General features: G+C 54.5%; 14 protein-coding genes and 1 riboswitch. Of the genes, 9 read left to right on the forward strand and 5 right to left on the reverse strand.

The window, feature by feature from the left end; genetic code table 11:
- Window positions 1-225: 225 nt before the first annotated feature.
- Together ppc and argE are read right to left on the reverse strand one after the other, a co-directional pair.
- On the reverse strand, window positions 226-2877 hold the full coding sequence (gene ppc / locus ACSZO1_RS16080) for a phosphoenolpyruvate carboxylase (protein WP_437614329.1): 2652 nt from the start codon (window positions 2875-2877) through the stop codon (window positions 226-228).
- 254 nt (window positions 2878-3131) lie between these two features.
- Window positions 3132-4283 carry an acetylornithine deacetylase gene (gene argE / locus ACSZO1_RS16085; RefSeq protein WP_437614330.1) on the reverse strand — a complete coding sequence of 384 codons (1152 nt, stop codon included), beginning with the start codon at window positions 4281-4283 and terminating at the stop codon, window positions 3132-3134.
- A gap of 181 nt (window positions 4284-4464) precedes the next feature.
- On the opposite strand from argE, the gene argC reads away from it, so the two are divergent.
- The 4 genes from argC to argH all read left to right on the forward strand — a co-directional run bounded on the left by argC (window position 4465) and on the right by argH (window position 9091).
- Window positions 4465-5469 (forward strand): N-acetyl-gamma-glutamyl-phosphate reductase, encoded by a 1005-nt coding sequence (gene argC / locus ACSZO1_RS16090; protein ID WP_437614332.1) that lies wholly within the window; start codon window positions 4465-4467, stop codon window positions 5467-5469.
- Window positions 5470-5489: 20 nt separating this feature from the next.
- Window positions 5490-6266: an acetylglutamate kinase gene (gene argB, locus ACSZO1_RS16095; RefSeq protein ID WP_437614334.1), complete on the forward strand. Its 777-nt coding sequence runs from the start codon at window positions 5490-5492 to the stop codon at window positions 6264-6266.
- A 29-nt stretch (window positions 6267-6295) separates the two neighbouring features.
- Window positions 6296-7510 carry an argininosuccinate synthase gene (locus tag ACSZO1_RS16100; protein WP_437614336.1) on the forward strand — a complete coding sequence of 405 codons (1215 nt, stop codon included), beginning with the start codon at window positions 6296-6298 and terminating at the stop codon, window positions 7508-7510.
- 207 nt (window positions 7511-7717) lie between these two features.
- Window positions 7718-9091 (forward strand): argininosuccinate lyase, encoded by a 1374-nt coding sequence (gene argH / locus ACSZO1_RS16105; protein ID WP_437614338.1) that lies wholly within the window; start codon window positions 7718-7720, stop codon window positions 9089-9091.
- A gap of 196 nt (window positions 9092-9287) precedes the next feature.
- Here argH and ACSZO1_RS16110 read toward each other — a convergent pair whose 3' ends face one another.
- The gene (locus ACSZO1_RS16110; protein WP_437614339.1) at window positions 9288-10022 is read right to left on the reverse strand and encodes a redoxin family protein; all 735 of its coding nucleotides are present in this window, start codon (window positions 10020-10022) and stop codon (window positions 9288-9290) included.
- A 136-nt stretch (window positions 10023-10158) separates the two neighbouring features.
- Between ACSZO1_RS16110 and oxyR the strand changes: the two genes are divergently transcribed.
- On the forward strand, window positions 10159-11076 hold the full coding sequence (gene oxyR, locus ACSZO1_RS16115; RefSeq protein WP_437614341.1) for a DNA-binding transcriptional regulator OxyR: 918 nt from the start codon (window positions 10159-10161) through the stop codon (window positions 11074-11076).
- Here the strand turns inward: oxyR and sthA are convergent.
- Window positions 11059-12459: a Si-specific NAD(P)(+) transhydrogenase gene (sthA, locus tag ACSZO1_RS16120; protein ID WP_437614343.1), complete on the reverse strand. Its 1401-nt coding sequence runs from the start codon at window positions 12457-12459 to the stop codon at window positions 11059-11061. The two genes, oxyR and sthA, sit on opposite strands and share 18 nt — an antisense overlap.
- A 196-nt stretch (window positions 12460-12655) precedes the next feature.
- Between sthA and fabR the strand changes: the two genes are divergently transcribed.
- Together fabR and ACSZO1_RS16130 are read left to right on the forward strand one after the other, a co-directional pair.
- Window positions 12656-13306, forward strand: coding sequence for an HTH-type transcriptional repressor FabR (gene fabR, locus ACSZO1_RS16125; protein WP_437614345.1), 651 nt, complete (start codon window positions 12656-12658; stop codon window positions 13304-13306).
- Between the two features lie 13 nt (window positions 13307-13319).
- Complete coding sequence (locus tag ACSZO1_RS16130; RefSeq protein WP_437614347.1) at window positions 13320-13679, forward strand: YijD family membrane protein; 360 nt, start codon at window positions 13320-13322, stop codon at window positions 13677-13679.
- Between the two features lie 40 nt (window positions 13680-13719).
- On the opposite strand, the gene trmA is transcribed toward ACSZO1_RS16130, so the two are convergent.
- Entirely contained in the window at window positions 13720-14820 is a 1101-nt protein-coding gene (gene trmA, locus ACSZO1_RS16135) for a tRNA (uridine(54)-C5)-methyltransferase TrmA (RefSeq protein WP_437614349.1), read from the reverse strand.
- A 123-nt stretch (window positions 14821-14943) separates the two neighbouring features.
- Window positions 14944-15127: riboswitch (cobalamin riboswitch) on the forward strand.
- A gap of 71 nt (window positions 15128-15198) precedes the next feature.
- Between trmA and btuB the strand changes: the two genes are divergently transcribed.
- Both btuB and murI read left to right on the forward strand, forming a co-directional pair.
- The gene (gene btuB / locus ACSZO1_RS16140; protein ID WP_437614351.1) at window positions 15199-17067 is read left to right on the forward strand and encodes a TonB-dependent vitamin B12 receptor BtuB; all 1869 of its coding nucleotides are present in this window, start codon (window positions 15199-15201) and stop codon (window positions 17065-17067) included.
- Window positions 17012-17863 (forward strand): glutamate racemase, encoded by an 852-nt coding sequence (gene murI / locus ACSZO1_RS16145; RefSeq protein ID WP_437614353.1) that lies wholly within the window; start codon window positions 17012-17014, stop codon window positions 17861-17863. Before btuB ends, murI begins: the two co-directional genes overlap by 56 nt.
- The last annotated feature ends 112 nt before the right edge of the window (window positions 17864-17975 follow it).

Raw genomic sequence — 17975 nt, forward strand, 5'->3', positions numbered from 1 at the left:
AGGATAGCTTATCGGTAGCTAACCGTCCCTCCATCCACATGACCAAGCGTTGCACTTATTATCTGAATTCGCGCTGTACGTTTTTACTGCAATTTGGAGCAAATATAGCGCCTGTAGAAAAAGCATACAAGATGCGAGAGAAGAGCGGGAAGAATGGATTGTTCCGGGAGCGCCAGACGGCATTAGCCCGATCAAAAAGGGAACCTCGCGGCTCCCTCTACTGTCTTAACCGGTATTACGCATCCCGGCCGCGACACCGGCAATCGTCACCATCAGCGCCTGCTCGACGCGTGGGTCCGGCTCGCTGCCGCTGGCTTCCAGCTGACGTGAACGGTGCAGCAGCTCCGCCTGTAGCACGTTCAGTGGGTCGGTATACACGTTACGCAGTGCGATAGACTCTGCAATCCACGGCAAATCTGCCATCAGATGCGAATCATTCGAAATGGTCAGCACCACATTAATATCGGATGCCAGCTGATCGCGCAGCTGTTTGCCCAGCGGCCACAGTGATGTATCCACCAGGCGCTGGTCATAATATTCCGCCAGCCACAGATCCGTTTTCGAGAACACCATCTCCAGCATGCCGAGGCGGGTCGAGAAGAATGGCCAGTCGCGGCACATATTTTCCAGCTCATCCTGATGACCGTCTTCCACGGCTTTCTGCAACGCCGCACCTGCGCCCAGCCAGGCTGGCAGCATCAGACGGTTCTGCGTCCAGGCGAAAATCCATGGAATCGCACGCAGCGTCTCAACACCGCCGGTCGGGCGACGTTTCGCCGGACGTGAACCGAGTGGCAGTTTGCCCAGCTCCAGCTCTGGGGTGGCAGAGCGGAAGTACGGCACAAAGTCAGCATTCTCACGGATATAGCCGCGGTACATATTGCAGGACACCGCCGACAGCTGATCCATGATATTGCGCCACGCTTTCTTCGGCTCCGGTGGCGGCAGCAGGTTCGCTTCCAGAATCGCACTGGTGTACAGCGCCAGACTGGAGGTGGCAATTTCCGGCAGACCAAACTTAAAGCGGATCATCTCGCCCTGTTCGGTCACACGCAGACCGCCTTTCAGGCTGCCCGGCGGTTGTGACAGCAGGGCGGCATGTGCCGGCGCACCACCGCGACCAATCGTGCCGCCACGGCCGTGGAACAGAGTCAGGGCGATACCCGATTTTTCGCAGGTCTTGATCAGTGCATCCTGTGCCTGGTACTGCGCCCAGGACGCGGCCATCACACCCGCATCTTTCGCGGAGTCAGAGTAGCCAATCATCACCATCTGCTTGCCCTGAATAAAGCCGCGATACCAGTCGATGCTTAACAGCTGGCTCATCACGTCGTTAGCGTTATTCAGGTCATCAAGGGTTTCAAACAGCGGCGCGACCGGCAGGGCATACGGAATACCGGCTTCTTTTAACAGCAGATGTACCGCCAGCACGTCAGACGGCGTTTTCGCCATCGAAATAACATACGCGGCAATCGACCCCTGTGGTGCTTCTGCCGCCACGCGACAGGTATCCAGCACTTCACGGGTATCGGCGCTCGGCTCCCACTGACGTGGCAGTAACGGGCGCTTGGAATTCAGTTCACGGATCAGGAATGCCTGTTTGTCCGCTTCGGACCAGCTTTCATAGTCGCCCAGACCAAGATAGCGCGTCACTTCTGCCAGCGCTTCGGTATGGCGGGTGCTTTCCTGACGCAGGTCGATACGCACCAGCGGCACGCCAAAACATTTCACGCGGCGCAGCGTATCGAGCAACTGGCCATTGGCGATAATGCCCATGCCACAGGCCTGCAATGACTGATAACAGGTATACAGCGGGTCCCACAGCTGATCATTAGAGATCAGCAGATCGGCCGGACGCGGCGGGCGCTCGCCTTTCAGACGCTGGGCGAGGTAGCTCTGGGTGCTGAGCAGCTGCGAACGCAGGTGCTTCATAATTTCACGATAAGGTTCCAGCGCCTCCGGGTCACCGCACAGCTCGCGCACGTCGGCGGTACATTCGGACATCGACAGCTCAGACACCAGCACAGCGATATCACGCAGGAACAGATCAGTCGCTTTCCAGCGGCTCAGCTGCAACACGTGACGGGTGATCGTCGAGGTCACATTCGGGTTGCCATCGCGGTCACCACCCATCCACGAGGTGAACTTCACCGGCACAAAATCGACCGGCAGTTTGTAACCGAAAGAGGCTTCCACCTGCTCATCCAGCTCACGCAGGAAATTCGGCACCCCTTCCCACAGGCTGTTTTCCACCACTGCAAAGCCCCATTTGGCTTCATCGACAGGTGACGGGCGATATTTACGGATTTCATCGGTATGCCAGGCCTGCGCCACCAGCTGGCGCAGACGGCGCATAATCTGGTTGCGGTCATAATCCGACAGATCGGTATGATCAAGTTGCTTCAGGCAGGTGTTCACTTCCACCAGCTTGTGAATCAGGGTACGGCGCGTGATTTCGGTCGGGTGCGCAGTCAGTACCAGTTCGATCGACAGCGACTCCACCGCTTCGCGGATAGCCGTATCATTCAGTTCAGGCAGCTGTTTCAGACGCTCGAACAGTTTTGCCAGCAGTTCCGGGTTATTCGCCCCTTCACCGTTCGGTGAAATGGTGTGGTACTGCTCGGCGGTATTGGTCAGATTGAGAAACTGGCTGAAGGCGCGCGCCACCGGCAACAGTTCATCATTAGAAAGATTCTGCAGCGTGGTAAGCAACTGCTGGCGGTGGGCGTCATTTCCTGCACGAGATGACTTGGAGAGTTTGCGGATGGTTTCCACCCGGTCGAGGATGTTCTCTCCCAGCGCATCCTTAATCGTATCCCCGAGCAGTTTGCCGAGCATACTGACATTACTTCGCATTGCGGAATATTGTTCGTTCATATGACCCCTGACACCCTTCTGTCTAATCTGATTTTTTGTAACTTTCTTACGCCTTATCGGGCATAACCTTGTCTTTTATCTAGCCATGTATCTATCCATTCGTCAAATGACTTAAACACGCGATATCCTGCCGCTAAATGCCGGTAATTTATGAAATTTAATTACATCAAGGAGAGATAAGTTATTCTTATTAACAATTACGCTACAAATCTGGGGTAATGCCTTGTATAGCCAGCGAATTACCCCGGTAACGACTAGTGATGGCAGAAATGCCGGACCACCTGCGTGATCAGTTCACGGGTCGGTTTAATAAATGCGGTATCGATATATTCATCGGGCTGGTGCGCCTGATTAATCGACCCCGGGCCGAGTACCAGCGTCGGACATACCTGCTGAATAAAGGGCGCTTCGGTGCAGTAATTGACGATTTCTGTCGGCGTTCCGAGCAGTTTTTCCACCACCTGCACCAGCTGATGATCCGGCGGACATTCGTAGCCCGGAATCGGTGGATGCAGCTCATTGATGGTCAGTCGTCCCGGCCAGCGCGCACTGACCGGTGCCAGCGCTTCCTGCAGCAGACCATCGAGATCGCTCAGCGTCAGCCCCGGCAGCGGGCGGATATCCATATGCAGTTCACAGCAGGCGCAGATACGGTTGGCCGCGTCGCCGCCATGAATATGGCCAAAGTTCATCGTCGGATACGGAATGGCGAAGCCATCATGGTGGTAGCGATCTTTCAGCGTATTACGCAGCTGCATCAGATGGCTGATGGATTCATGCATCAGTTCGATGGCATTAACACCGCGGCCGGGATCGCTGGAGTGACCTGACTGGCCCTGAATACGAATCGCCTGTGACAGATGGCCTTTGTGGGCGCGCACCGGTTTCAGCGAGGTTGGTTCGCCGATAATCGCGCAGTCCGGACGCAGGGTGGTGGAGGTGGCGAAATAGCTGGCACCCGCCATGGTGGTCTCTTCATCGGCGGTGGCGAGGATATACAGCGGTTTTTTCAGCGTCGTCACATCGACATCACGCAGCGCATCGAGAATAAAAGCAAAGAAGCCTTTCATATCGGCGGTGCCCAGCCCGTACAGCTTATTATCGTGCTCGGTCAGGGTGAACGGGTCGCGCGTCCAGCGGCCATCATCATACGGCACGGTATCGCTGTGACCGGCCAGCAGCAGGCCACCCGCGCCGTTACCGCTCTTCGCCAGCATATTAAATTTATGGCGTGTGCCCGGTACGGGCTGGACTTCAACACTGAAGCCAAGGTCACGAAACCAGCCTGCCAGAAAATTGATTAAAGTTTCATTGCTCTGATCGAGCGCACTGTCGGTGGCGCTGATCGACGGTATAGCGATCAACTGGCGGTAGAGTTCGATAAAAGGGGGTAATTTTGTCTTCACTGTTGACAGTCCTTGAGTTAGGATAGTATCAATATTCATGCATTAATAGTGAATAAAAATACATTAACGCCAGGCTGAAGGGAACGCTTTATTGCTTCTTCGATAAAAACGCCTGACTTCGTGGGAAGGAGCCTGCCGGCTGCAACCCGGAACTTTGTGACGGTAAAAGGTATACAGTCTGATGTTGAATACGCTGATTGTAGGTGCCAGCGGTTATGCTGGTGTAGAGCTTGTAACCTATCTGAATCGCCATCCACATATGAACATAACCGCTTTGGCGGTTTCAGCGCAAAGTCCGGATGCCGGAAAGTTAATTTCGGATCTGCATCCGCAGCTGAAAGGGATTGTCGATCTGCCACTCCAGCCGCTGAGCAACGCGGCGCAGTTTGCCGATAAAGTCGATGTGGTGTTCCTCGCCACGGCTCATGAAGTCAGCCACGACCTCGCACCAGAATTCCTGCAGGCGGGCTGTGTGGTGTTCGATCTTTCTGGCGCCTTCCGCGTTAATGACGACAGCTTCTTTACCGAATTCTATGGCTTCAGCCACAAGCATCCTGAATGGCTGGAAAAAGCCGTCTATGGTCTGGCCGAGTGGCAGCACGACAAAATCAAGGACGCGCAGCTGGTTGCCGTACCGGGTTGCTACCCGACAGCTGCTCAGCTGGCACTGAAACCGCTGATCGCGGCAGACCTGCTGGACAGCGCACAGTGGCCAGTGATTAACGCCACCAGCGGCGTGAGCGGTGCCGGTCGCAAAGCCAGCCTGAACACCAGTTTCTGCGAAGTGAGCCTGCAACCGTATGGCATCTTCAACCATCGCCATCACCCGGAAATCGCTGCGCACCTCGGTATTCCGGTGATTTTCACCCCGCATCTGGGCAATTTCCCGCGCGGGATTCTGGAAACCATCACCTGCCGCCTGAAAGCGGGCGTCAGCCGGGAAGATGTGGCGGAAGCGTTCCATAATGCCTATCGCGATAAGCCGCTGGTGCGCCTGTATGACAAAGGTGTGCCTTCCCTGAAATCGGTGGTGGGTCTGCCGTTCTGCGATATCGGTTTTGCGGTGCAGGGCGAGCATGTGATTATCGTGGCGGCTGAAGATAACCTGCTGAAAGGTGCATCTTCCCAGGCCGTGCAGTGTCTGAATATTCGTTTCGGCTTCCCTGAAACGCTGTCACTTATTTAACCGGCGAGTTGGCGAACACTATGACCAATCCATTAATTATTAAACTGGGCGGTGTGTTGTTAGATAGCGAAGAGGCGCTGGCGCGTCTGTTTGATGCTCTGGTGACTTACCGTGAATCACACCAGCGTCCCCTGCTGATCGTGCATGGTGGCGGTTGTCTGGTTGACGAACTGATGAAGAAACTGGCACTGCCGGTACAGAAAAAGAATGGCCTGCGTGTGACGCCGGCCGATCAGATCGACATCATCACCGGCGCACTGGCGGGCACGGCGAACAAAACCCTGCTGGCATGGGCGAAGAAGTATGCTATCAATGCTGTTGGCCTGTACCTCGGTGATGGTGACAGCGTTAATGTCACCCAGCTGGATGAAGAACTGGGCCATGTGGGTAATGCCACCCCAGGTTCTCCGGTGCTGATTAACACCCTGCTGTCTGCGGGCTTCCTGCCGGTGATCAGCTCGATCGGCGTGACCGCAGAAGGTGAACTGATGAACGTGAATGCGGATCAGGCAGCCACGGCACTGGCGGCAACGCTGGGTGCGGATCTGATTCTGCTGTCTGATGTCAGTGGTATTCTCGATGGTAAAGGCCAGCGTATTGCCGAAATGACGGCGGAAAAAGCCGAGCAGCTGATTGCACAGGGCATTATTACCGATGGCATGATTGTGAAAGTTAACGCTGCGCTGGATGCGGCACGGACGCTGGGTCGTCCGGTCGATATCGCCAGCTGGCGTAATGCGGAGCAACTGCCCACTTTATTTAACGGCGTGTCCATTGGCACCCGGATTCTTGCATAACGAAACGCTTTAAATTCAAGGATTACAAGATGCAAACTCAAGGCATTAAAAAAATCGTTCTGGCTTACTCCGGTGGTCTGGATACTTCAGCGATTATTCCATGGCTGAAAGAGAACTATGGTGGCTGTGAAGTGGTGGCATTCGTCGCCGATATCGGTCAGGAACGTAGCGATCTGGAAGGCGTGGAACAGAAAGCGCTGCAATCCGGTGCTTCTGAGTGCCACGTTGTGGATCTGCGTGAAGAGTTTATCCGTGATTACGTTTACCCGGTGCTGCAGACTGGCGCACTGTACGAAGGCACCTACCTGCTGGGTACTTCTATGGCACGTCCTATTATCGCGAAAGCCCAGGTTGAACTGGCGCTGAAAGTGGGCGCAGATGCGCTGTGCCACGGTGCGACCGGTAAAGGTAACGACCAGGTGCGTTTCGAAACCACCTACACCGCTCTGGCACCACAGCTGAAAGTGGTTGCGCCATGGCGTGAGTGGAACCTGCGTTCCCGTGAAGCACTGCTGGATTACCTGAAAGAGCGTAATATCCCGACCACCGCGTCGCTGGAAAAAATCTACAGCCGTGACGAAAACGCCTGGCATATCTCCACCGAAGGCGGCGTGCTGGAAAGCCCATGGAACGCACCAAACAAAGATTGCTGGGTGTGGACCGTTGATCCGCTGGAAGCACCAGACCAGCCTGAGCAGGTCACCATCTCCGTTGAAAAAGGCCGCGTTGTGGCAGTCAACGGCGAAGCGCTGAGCCCGTTCCAGTGCCTGGAAAAACTGAATGTCATCGGTGCGAAACACGGCGTGGGTCGTATCGATATCGTGGAAAACCGTCTGGTGGGTATCAAATCCCGCGGTTGCTACGAAACCCCGGGCGGCACCATTATGGTGAACGCACTGCGTGCGGTCGAGCAGCTGGTACTGGATCGCGACAGCTTCAAATGGCGTGAGCAGCTGGGCCTGGAAATGTCCTACGTGGTTTACGATGGTCGCTGGTTCGCACCACTGCGTAAATCTCTGCAGGCATCTGCTGAAGCGCTGGCGGAAGAAGTGAACGGTGAAGTGGTTCTGCAGCTGTACAAAGGCCAGGTGACGGCGATTCAGAAAAAATCTGCTAACAGTCTGTACTCTGAAGAGTTCGCGACCTTCGGTGAAGACGAAGTGTACGATCACAGCCATGCGGGCGGCTTCATCCGTCTGTTCTCGCTCTCCTCACGTATCCGTGCGCTGAACGAGAAGAAGTAATCATTTCCCCCCTGATGCTGAGGGAAAGGGATTGCTCCTTTTCCCCTGATGATGGGGAGTGATGGTTTTCCCCTTCCCCCGTCTTGCGGGGGAAGGCCGGGATGGATGAGCAGGCGACTCATAATCGCCTGGTCCCTCCCTAACCCTACCCCGTAACGCGGGGGAGGGGATTTATCGACATTAATTTTATCAAACGGAGCACTTAACATGGCACTTTGGGGTGGACGGTTTACTCAGGCGGCAGATCAACGTTTCAAGCAATTCAACGACTCGCTGCGCTTTGACTATCGTCTGGCGGAACAGGATATTGTCGGCTCCGTCGCCTGGTCCAAAGCGCTGGTAACGGTTAACGTGCTGACCGCTGATGAGCAGCAGCAGTTAGAGCAGGCATTGGGCGTATTGCTGGAAGAAGTGCGGGCGAATCCGCAGCAGATTCTGGAAAGCGATGCCGAAGATATTCATAGCTGGGTGGAAGGGCGTCTGATTGAAAAAGTCGGCGCACTGGGTAAAAAACTCCACACTGGCCGTAGTCGTAACGATCAGGTCGCAACCGACCTGAAACTGTGGTGTAAAGCGCAGGTTGGTGAACTGCTGGCCGCGACCCGTAGCCTGCAACAGGCACTGGTAGTGACCGCCGAAGCCAACCAGGATGCGGTGATGCCGGGTTATACCCACCTGCAACGCGCGCAGCCGGTGACATTTGCTCATTGGTGCCTGGCGTATGTGGAAATGCTGGCGCGTGATGAAAGCCGTCTGCAGGATACCCTGAAACGTCTGGACGTCAGCCCGCTGGGCTGTGGCGCCCTGGCCGGTACGGCTTATGCTATCGACCGTGAGCAGCTGGCGGGCTGGTTGGGCTTCGCATCCGCCACCCGTAACAGCCTCGATACCGTCTCCGATCGTGATCATGTACTGGAACTGCTGGCGGATGCCTCCATCAGCATGGTGCATCTGTCGCGTTTTGCCGAAGACCTGATTTTCTTCAATACCGGTGAAGCAGGCTTTGTTGAGCTGTCTGATCGTGTCACTTCCGGCTCTTCACTGATGCCGCAGAAGAAAAACCCGGATGCGCTGGAACTGATCCGCGGCAAATGTGGCCGTGTGCATGGTGCGCTGACCGGTATGATGATGACGCTGAAAGGTCTGCCACTGGCGTATAACAAAGATATGCAGGAAGACAAAGAAGGCCTGTTCGACGCGCTCGACACCTGGCTGGACTGTCTGCATATGGCGGAACTGGTGCTGGATGGCATTCAGGTGAAGCGTCCGCGTTGCCAGGAAGCGGCAGAGCAGGGTTATGCTAACGCCACTGAGCTGGCGGATTATCTGGTTGCTAAAGGCGTACCGTTCCGCGAAGCACACCATATTGTTGGTGAAGCGGTAGTGGAAGCGATTAAGCAGGGTGTGGCGCTGGAAGCATTGACGCTGGCGGATCTGCAGAAATTCAGCAACGTGATTGGTGAGGATGTTTATCCGTTCCTGGCGTTGCAGTCCTGCCTCGACCAGCGTAAAGCCAAAGGCGGTGTGTCACCACTGCAGGTCGCGCAGGCAATCAGCGATGCGAAGCAGCGTTTAGGCTAAGGTGCGGCAAAATCAATAAAGCGGGCTGAGGCCCGCTTTATTATTGTTAGCGATCAGGGCACTGGAAACATTGACAGCAACACACAAACTCAAAGCGCAGGAAAGCGTCCCGCGCCATGGACGGCGGTTTTTGCGTCTTTGCGGAGCTGACCGTGTTCCCTGAGCAGGCTCCGTGTCACAGCCAGTTTTTTTTGAGTTATGCGCTCAGAAAATACTGTTCCAGATCATCGCTGCCGCCAATATGGCGACCACCGATAAACACCTGTGGCACGGTCGCCCGGCCCGTCATCGCACGCAGACTCACCGTCGTGGCATCCTGACCCAGTACAATCTCTTCATACTGAATACCCCGATCCAGCAGCATCTGTTTGGCTTTGGTGCAGAACGGGCAACCGGGTTTGGTGAACAGAGACACGGATTCCTGCACTTTGTAGTCCGGCGCCAGATAACGCAGCATGGTATCGGCATCAGACACTTCAAACGGGTCGCCCGGCTTGTTTGGCTCAACAAACATCTGCACGACCACGCCATCGCGCACCAGCATCGAATAACGCCATGAGCGCGGACCAAAACCGAGTTCGGCCTTCTCGACCAGCATCTCCATGCCACGGGTAAACTCGCCGTTGCCATCGGGAATAAAGGTAATGTTGTCAGCGTGCTGATCGGCTTTCCACGCGTTCATCACAAAGGTGTCATTAACAGAGACGCACAGAATGCTGTCGACACCGTGCTGAGCAAAGACCCCAGCCAGTTCGTTATAACGCGGCAGATGGCTGGAAGAGCAGGTCGGCGTAAAAGCACCAGGCAGGGAAAACACAATCACCGTCTTATTTTTGAACAGTTCATCAGTGGTAATGTCGACCCATTTGTCGCCCTGACGTGTATGGAATGTGACTGCTGGGATGGACTTACCTTCCTGACTTGCAAACATAAATAATCCTCGTGGTGGAGAAGTGAATGTGATCTTTGACTGAATGTTGCACATTATTCTTAACTCTACTTGATAGGGATAATCGTTGATTGCTATCCTATCTATCGCCACGGGCTATCGTGGTTCGGAGGATAAGATGAATATTCGTGATCTGGAATATCTGGTGGCACTGGCCGAGCATCGGCACTTTCGCCGCGCGGCAGATGCCTGCCACGTCAGTCAGCCCACGCTGAGCGGACAGATTCGTAAGCTGGAAGATGAGTTAGGCGTGATGTTGCTGGAGCGCACCAGCCGCAAGGTGTTGTTCACACAGGCGGGTTTGCTGCTGGTGGATCAGGCGCGTACGGTGTTGCGTGAAGTGAAGGTGCTGAAGGAGATGGCCAGCCAGCAGGGTGAGACGATGTCCGGACCACTGCACATCGGCCTGATCCCGACGGTCGGGCCGTATCTGCTGCCGCAGATTATCCCGATGCTGCACCAGACCTTTCCCAAGCTGGAAATGTATCTGCATGAAGCACAGACCCAGCAGTTGCTGGCGCAGCTCGACAGCGGCAAGCTGGATTGCGCCATCCTCGCGCTGGTGAAAGAGAGTGAAGCGTTCATCGAAGTCCCGCTGTTTGACGAGCCGATGAAACTGGCGATCTACGCCGATCACCCATGGCACGATCGCGATCGTGTGGCGATGTCCGATCTGTCGGGTGAAAAGCTGCTGATGCTGGAAGATGGTCACTGTCTGCGCGATCAGGCGATGGGCTTCTGTTTCCAGGCGGGTGCGGATGAGGATACCCATTTCCGCGCGACCAGTTTAGAAACGTTGCGCAATATGGTGGCGGCGGGTAGCGGGATTACGTTGTTACCTGCGCTGGCGGTGCCGAAAGAGCGTGTGCGTGATGGCGTGTGCTATCTGCCATGCTATAAACCGGAACCGCAGCGTACCATCGCGCTGGTCTATCGTCCGGGTTCGCCACTGCGCAGCCGTTATGAACAGCTGGCAGAGGCGATCCGCGAACATATGCAGGGCTACATGGGCGGCGATTTAAAACAGGCGATTTAAGCCGTTCAGCGCTGCCACCCGATAGGCTTCCGCCATCGTCGGGTAGTTAAAGGTGGTATTCACGAAGTACTCAATCGTGTTGCCACCATTTTTTTGCTCCATAATCGCCTGGCCGATATGAATGATTTCGGCCGCGCGCTCACCAAAGCAGTGAATACCGAGGATCTCTTTGGTGTCACGGTGAAACAGGATCTTCAGGCTGCCCACGTTCATGCCGACAATCTGTGCCCGCGCCAGATGCTTAAACTGCGCACGTCCCACCTCATACGGCACTTTCATCGCCGTCAGCTGCTGTTCGGTTTTGCCGACCGAGCTGATCTCCGGAATGGTGTAGATACCGGTCGGAATATCTTCAATCAGATGGGCGGTGGCTTCACCTTTGATAATCGCCTGTGCGGCGATACGTCCCTGATCGTAGGCCGCTGAGGCGAGGCTCGGATAGCCGATCACATCACCCACCGCGTAAATATGTGGCTGAGCGGTCTGATACATGCTGTTGACCTTCAGCAAACCGCGGCCATCCGCTTCCAGCCCGATATTTTCCAGCGCCAGCGAATCGGTATTACCGGTACGGCCGTTAGCGTACAGCAGGCAGTCGGCTTTCAGTTTTTTGCCGGATTTCAGGTGCATAATCACCCCATCCTGCACGCCTTCAATACGTTCAAACTCTTCGTTGTGGCGGATGACGACACCGCTGTTCCAGAAGTGGTAGGACAGTGAGTCCGACATCTCCTGATCGAGGAACGCCAGCAGGCGATCGCGGGTGTTGATCAGATCCACTTTGACGTTCAGTCCGCGGAAGATCGACGCATATTCGCAGCCGATCACCCCGGCACCGTAGATAATTACATGGCCGGGTTCATGGTGCAGATTGAGAATGGAATCGGAGTCGTAAATCCGTGGATGGGTAAAGTCGACTTCCGGCGGATGATACGGGCGTGAACCGCAGGCGATAACAAATTTATCGGCGGTCAGACGCTCAGTGGTACCGTCATGAAATTCGATTTCAACGGTGTTGGCATCAATAAAACGGGCATCGCCCTGAAACAGCTCACAGTGATTACGTTCGTAAAATCCCTGGCGCATGCGCGTTTGCTGGCTGATCACGTTTTCGGTGTGGTTAAGGATGTCAGCAAAAGAGGAGCGAAGCAGGCGGCTGTGGTCACTGTAGAGGGGGTTTTGATTGAACTCGATAATGCGGCTTACTGCGTGTCGTAGGGCTTTAGACGGGATCGTTCCCCAGTGAGTACAACCACCACCGATATTATGGTAGCGCTCGATCACTGCGATACGGGCTCCCTGCTTCACCAGGCCCATCGCCGCGCCTTCTCCGCCGGGGCCGGAACCAATCACAATGGCATCGTAATCGTAAGAATGTTGCATACCAGTACGCCTTATTTATTTATCTACATTTTTACAACGTTATTCTAACATCTTGCGCCGCACATCCCAATAATATCCCTGCTATTTGCCGTGATTTGCCAAACCGGAGATGTTCACAGGCGCTCACAAACTTGATCAGACTGTACGCTGAAAAGTTTGCTATAGTTCGGCTTCAGCGGGAGAAAAAGGCGGAAACATGGGCGTCAGGGCACAACAAAAGGAACGTACACGACGTTCGCTGATTGAAGCTGCATTCAGTCAATTGAGTGCGGAAAGGAGTTTCGCCAGCCTGAGTTTGCGCGAAGTGGCGCGTGAAGCCGGTATTGCACCGACGTCATTCTATCGTCACTTTCGTGATGTAGATGAATTAGGGCTGACAATGGTGGATGAAAGCGGCCTGATGCTGCGTCAGCTGATGCGTCAGGCGCGCCAGCGCATTGCCAAAGGTGGCAGCGTGATCCGCACTTCGGTGTCCACTTTTATGGAATATATTGGCAGCAATCCCAATGCTTTTCGCTTACTGCTGCGTGAACGTTCCGGTACTTCGGCGGCGTTCCGTGCGGCGGTAGCGCGTGAGATCCAGCACTTTATCGCTGAGCTGGCGGATTATCTGGAGAAGGAAAACCGCATGCCGCGCAGCTTTACGGAAGCGCAGGCGGAAGCGATGGTCATTATCGTCTTTAATGCTGGCGCAGAGGCGCTGGATATCGATGACGAACAGCGGCAGCAGCTGGAAGAGCGGCTGGTGTTGCAACTGCGTATGATCTCGAAAGGGGCGTATTACTGGTATCGCCGCGAGCAGGAGAAGCTGGCAGTAACGCTGGAATCGAACAACCGGGCAGGCTGAAAAGGATAATGATATGACTGAAACACCTCAGACTCATCGCGACAAAGGCACTTTAGTTTTAGCATTTATCGCCGGATTGTCGATAAATGCCTCCTTTTCTGCGCTGTTTAGCGCCATCGTGCCATTTTCTGTGTTCCCGCTGATTACACTGGCGCTGGCGGCCTGGTGCCTGCATCAGCGTTACCTTAACCGCGCGATGCCCGAAGGTATGCCTTCGCTGGCGGCGGCCTTCTTCCTGCTGGGTATTTTGCTCTACAGCGCGATGGTGCGTGCTGAGTACCCGGATATCGGCTCGAACTTTATTCCTACCATTTTAATGGTGGCGCTGATTTTCTGGATTGGCTTGCGGATTCGTGCGCGGAAAAGCAGTTAACCCGTTAAACGGCGAACCAGAGTGTTCGCCGTTTTGTCTTCTAGCGGCGGGTCAGCAGAACCCCACACTCCATATGGTGGGTGTACGGGAACTGATCGAACAGCGCCAGCTTGCTCACCTGATGGGTTTCTGCCAGCGTTTGCAGGTTGTCACATAAGGTGGCAGGATTGCAGGAGATATACAGAATCTGCGGATACGCCTGCACCATCTTCACCGTCTCTTCATCCAGGCCGCTGCGCGGTGGATCGACGAAAATCGTCTCACATTGATAGCTGGTTAAATCGATGCCTTCCAGACGGTTAAAGCTGCGCACGCCGTTCATTGCCTGAGTAAACTCTTCTGCCGACATACGAATAATCTGCACATTATCGATCTGATTGGCGGCGATATTGTATTGCGCGGCGGCAACCGACGGTTTGGCGATCTCAGTTGCCAGCACGCGGCGGAAATTGCGCGCCAGTGCCAGTGAGAAGTTGCCGTTGCCGCAATAGAGTTCCAGCAGGTCACCCTGCGACTCTTTCGTCACATCCAGCGCCCACTCCAGCATCTGGATATTCATCGCCGCATTTGGCTGGGTAAAGCTGTTTTCGACCTGGCGATAAATAAGCTCGCGTCCGCCAACCGGCAGGCGCTCATCAATAAAATCCTGATCCAGACAGATTTTGGTCTTCGTGGCGCGGCCAATCAGATGCAGATCGAAACCCTCGGCGCGCAGTGCATCACGCAGTACTTCGGCTTCCTGCTGCCACTCTTCGGTCAGTGCGCTGTGATACAGCAGCGACACCACCACCTGATTACTCAGGGTCGACAGATAGTCGATCTGGAACAGTTTATGACGCAGGGTACGGTTGCCGCGCAGTGCATCGATCATCCGCGGCATCAGACGGTTAATCAGCTCGCTGGCCGCCGGAAAACTGTCGACCCGAATACGCTGGCGTGTCTGCTGATCAAAGATAATGTGGTAGATATCGTCGCCGTCATGCCACAACCGGAACTCCGCACGCATGCGGTAATGACTGACCGGCGAACGAAAGACCTCTACCTCAGGCGCAGCAAAGGGCGACATCATCCCCTGTAAACGGGTGACTTTTTCCGCCAGCTGGGCGTCGTAGTGTTCGATTGGCAATTGTTCGGGCGTCATGGGCGTTCCTGGTTGAATAGCAGACTTGCCGGGCGATTGTAGGGATTCGATCCCCGATGTCCAGTGTTGTTCGCAAAAGGTTGGTTTTAGCGTTCTGGAAGTCTGGACTTCCAATATGCTAAACCGTAGTATGCGCTTTCCGGCCTCCTGACGAGTTAAAAGGGAATCCAGTGTAAATCTGGAGCTGACGCGCAGCGGTAAGGATAGTCGTGGCGATTGCAGATGCAGACACTGTCTTAATGATGGGAAGTCTTCGCCAGTAAAAACGACACCGAGCCCGAAGACCTGCCGGGGTACGTCGCAACTTGTACGATCATCGCGTGCTATCGATCGTATACCTGCGGCATCCTGGATGATTCGTTTGGATGCTTAATTATTATGATGAAAAGCAAACCTTCGCTGCTGGCGCTGAGCGTCGCGGCAGTTTCCCTCTGGGCGCAACCTGGCTTTGCGCAGCAAAATGATGATGAACTGGTTGTTACCGCTAACCGCTTTGCACAGCCGGTGTCGTCGGTGCTGGCCTCTACAACGGTCGTGACTAAAGAAGAGATCGACCGCTGGCAGGCGAAAAATCTGGTGGAAGTGATGCGCCGTTTGCCGGGGGTGGATATCGCACAAAATGGTGGTATTGGCCAGAGCGGTTCCATGTATATCCGCGGCTCCGAGGCACGCCATACCCTGGTGTTGGTGGATGGTATTCCGCTGGCGAAAGCCGGTATTACAGGTGAAGCTGACTTCAATCAGATCCCTATCTCGTTGGTTCAACGTGTTGAGTTTATTCGCGGGCCGCGCTCTGCTATATATGGCGCGGATGCGATTGGTGGCGTAATTAACGTGATTACGCAGTCAGAAGAAGATAAAAACACCCTGACCGCAGGCGCAGGTTCTAACCATTATCAGGAATATAGCGGCAGTATTAATCAGCATATTACTGACAACACGCGCGTGACGCTGGCAGGTTCTTACCAGGATACCAAAGGTTTTGACGTTAACTCGACGTCAACTGCGCCAGTGGACAGTGATCGTGATGGCTGGGGTAATAAAGCCTTCTGGGCGGGTGTGAATCACAGGTTTAATGAACAGTTCTCTGCCTTTTTCCGTGGTTACGGTTATGGTGCTCATTCTGATTATGATGGTTTTGGCAGTGCAGATGAGCAGCAAATCTATAATCATACCTATGACACAGGCCTGCGCTTTAATCAGGGTGACTACTCTTCTCAGCTGGTTGCCAGCTATCAGAAATACAGTTTCCTGAATTATGTCGGAAGCGAAGGGCGCTACAGCGATAATAACAGCCTCAATGATATGGAGCAGCGTAACCTGCAGTGGGGCAATACTTATCGTTTAGGCCAGGGCATGATCAGTGCTGGAGTCGACTGGAAACAGCAAAGACTGACCTCCGATGGCTTGAGCTATAGCACCTTCTCGCGTGTCAGCGATCATTATAAGCAGGATAATACCGGGGCTTATGTGACAGCACAGCAACAGATCGGCACGGTAACGCTGGAAGGCTCTGCGCGTGGTGATGATAACGAGAAGTTTGGTCGTCATGGCACCTGGCAGGCGGCGGCTGGCTGGGCATTCTTACCGGATTATCGTGTGACCCTTTCCTATGGCACAGGATTCCAGGCGCCTACGCTGGGACAGCTTTACGGGCAACGAAGCCTGAGTATCAACTCAAATGAAAATCTCAAGCCGGAAGAATCAAAACAATGGGAAGCGGGGCTGGAGGGGCTAACTGGCCCACTCAACTGGCGTCTGGCTGCGTATCATAATCAGGTTAATAACCTGATCACTTACGATTATGACTCTTCCACTTTCACGGGGACTTACTACAATATCCAGGCCGCAACGCTGAAGGGACTGGAGTGGACGGGGGAATTCGATACGGGCATCTTTAACCATCAGCTTACTCTTGGTTATCTCGATGCGCGTCGTGACTCCGATAACCGTGAACTGGGACGCCGCTCGAAGCAACAGGCGAAGTACCAGCTGGGCTGGACGATATACGATGTCGATGTTGACGTAATTTATCAGTACTTCTCTAAGCGGTTCGACAACACCAGCGAGACGGCACAGCGCTTACCCAGCTACAGCCTGGTTGATTTCGCCGTTTCATATCCGGTCACATCCCAGCTGACCGTTCGTGGTAGAATAGCCAACCTGTTCGATAAAGAGTACGAGACAGCGTATGGCTATCCAACTGCAGGAAGGGAATACTACGTTAACGCCAGCTACACCTTCTAATCTCAAACCCACCGTACTGGTCTTTGATTCCGGTGTCGGTGGGCTTTCTGTTTATGAAGAGATTCGGCAACTGCTGCCGGATCTCCACTATCTTTATGCCTTCGACAATGAAGCGTTCCCCTACGGTGAGAAAAGCGAAGAGTTCATCGTTGAGCGAGTAGTGGCGATTGTCACGGCTATTGCTCAGCACACGCCGCTGTCACTGGTAGTGATTGCCTGTAACAGTGCCAGCACCGTGACGTTACCGGCTCTGCGTGAACGTTTTGCTTTCCCGGTGGTAGGTGTAGTGCCTGCGATTAAACCCGCTGCACGCTTAACCCGTAATGGTATTGTTGGTCTGCTGGCGACCCGCGGCACAGTACGCCGCCCTTATACCCATGAACTGGTGGCGCGTTTTGCCAGCGAATGTAAAACCACAATGTTAGGTTCGGCGGAGCTGGTGGAACTGGCTGAGGCGAAACTGCATGGCAAGCCAGTGCCACTGGAAGATGTGAAACGAATCCTGCAGCCATGGCTGCGGATGGCGGAACCGCCAGACACTGTGGTGCTGGGGTGTACTCACTTCCCACTGATTAGTGAAGAGTTACAGCAGGTATTGCCAGAAGGGACGCGTTTAGTCGATTCCGGCGCGGCGATTGCCCGGCGCACCGCCTGGTTACTGCAACATGAAGCGCCCGTTGCACTTTCTGCTGAGGGCAATACGGCGTACTGCACCACATTTACCCCGGATACAGAACAATTAATGCCCGTTTTACAACGTTATGGCTTCGAAAAGCTCGAAAAACTGGCGCTTTGAGTAAAAAAACAACGCTTGAAAAGTTTTTTGCATTTAACACTTGTCAGGCGTCAGGAACTCCCTATAATGCGCCTCCACTGACACGGCACAACGACATAACGGTCGCCGGGTT

The sequence above is a fragment of the Erwinia sp. V71 genome (genome assembly GCF_965644245.1).
In the GTDB taxonomy this organism is placed as follows: Bacteria; Pseudomonadota; Gammaproteobacteria; order Enterobacterales; family Enterobacteriaceae; genus Erwinia.